Annotated in this window: 1 protein-coding gene and 1 pseudogene; both read left to right on the top strand. The window is 72.9% G+C overall.

The annotated features are described in order from the left end of the window. A pseudogene (locus tag DQP56_RS24210) lies at positions 1-293 on the top strand (hypothetical protein); the annotation flags it as partial. 22 nt (positions 294-315) lie between these two features. Further along, positions 316-1508: D-inositol-3-phosphate glycosyltransferase (gene mshA, locus DQP56_RS24205; RefSeq protein WP_112689604.1), on the top strand; the 1193-nt coding region annotated here is incomplete at its 3' end.

Here is a 1508-nt window from a genome sequence, read left to right as displayed (position 1 = left end):
GGGCGCTCGGCGAGGCCGTGGCGTTGCTGCGCGACGTTCTCAACCCGGACGACCTGGTGGTCGGGGGCCAGGGCTTCACCGAGTACCCGGAAGGCATCGCCGAGGTCGAGCGGGCCGTCGCGGAGCGATCGGTGCTGTCGGGACGCACCATCCGAGTCACCGCGTTCGGCAACCGGGTCCAGGAGGCCGGCGCCGGCACGGTGTCGCTGGGCGGGCTGTATGCCGATCCGGTCGGCGCGATGCGCCGCTCGCGCGGACCCGCCGTAGCGGCGGTCCCGGAAGTGCCCGCCTGAGCAGAACTGTAAAGATAACGGGGTGGGGCGAGGAATCGGAACCGATGTGCGCCGGGTAGCGGTGCTGTCGGTACACACCTCGCCGCTGGCCCAGCCCGGCACGGGTGACGCCGGGGGGATGAACGTCTACGTGCTGCAGAGCGCGCTGCACCTGGCCCGCCGCGGGGTGGCCGTGGAGATCTTCACCCGGGCCACGTCATCGGCCGACCCGCCGGTGGCCCATGTCGTCCCCGGCGTGCTGGTGCGCAACGTGGTGGCCGGCCCGTTCGAAGGCCTGGACAAGAACGACCTGCCCACCCAGCTGTGCGCGTTCGCCGCGGGGGTGCTGCGCGCCGAGGCGGCCCACGAGCCCGGCTACTACGACGTGGTGCACTCGCATTACTGGTTGTCCGGTCAGGTCGGCTGGCTGGCCGCCGACCGCTGGGCGGTGCCGCTGGTGCACACCGCGCACACCCTGGCCGGGGTGAAGAACGCCGCGCTTGCCGTCGGGGACAGCCCCGAACCGCCGTTGCGGGCGGTCGGTGAGCAGCAGGTGGTCGATGAGGCGGACCGGTTGATCGTCAACACCGACGACGAAGCGCAGCAACTCGTCGCGCTGCACCGGGCCGACCCGGACCGAATCGACGTGGCACATCCCGGCGTCGACCTGGAGGTCTTTCGCCCGGGGGACAAGCAGCAGGCCCGCGCCGCGCTGGGACTGTCACCGGGCGAGCCGATCGTGGCGTTCGTCGGGCGCATCCAGCCGCTCAAGGCCCCCGACATTCTGCTGCGGGCGGCAGCCGCGCTGCCCGGGGTGCGCGTGGTGGTGGCCGGTGGCCCGTCGGGCAGCAGCGGGCTGGCCGCACCCGGCGGTCTGGTTCGGCTGGCCGGGGAACTGGGTATCAGCGATCGCGTGACGTTCCTGCCGCCGCAGTCCCGGGAGAATCTTGCCGCGTTGTTCCGGGCCGCCGATCTGGTGGCGGTGCCGAGCTACTCCGAATCATTCGGCCTGGTCGCCCTGGAAGCGCAGGCCTGCGGAACGCCGGTGGTGGCCGCGGCGGTCGGCGGATTGCCGGTGGCGGTGAGCGACGGCGTCACCGGGGCGCTGGTCGCCGGACACGACATCGACCAGTGGTCGAGCGCGATCGGCGGCCTGCTGCGGCTGGGTTCCGGGCCGCGCGGCTGGGCGCTGTCGCCGGGCGCCAGGGTCCAGCTCTCATCGCCGTACGCCAGCTC

Origin of the sequence: Mycolicibacter senuensis, assembly GCF_003284925.1 — a bacterium.
Taxonomy (GTDB): Bacteria; Actinomycetota; Actinomycetes; order Mycobacteriales; family Mycobacteriaceae; genus Mycobacterium; species Mycobacterium algericum_A.
This window is presented reverse-complemented; position numbering and strand designations above follow the sequence as displayed.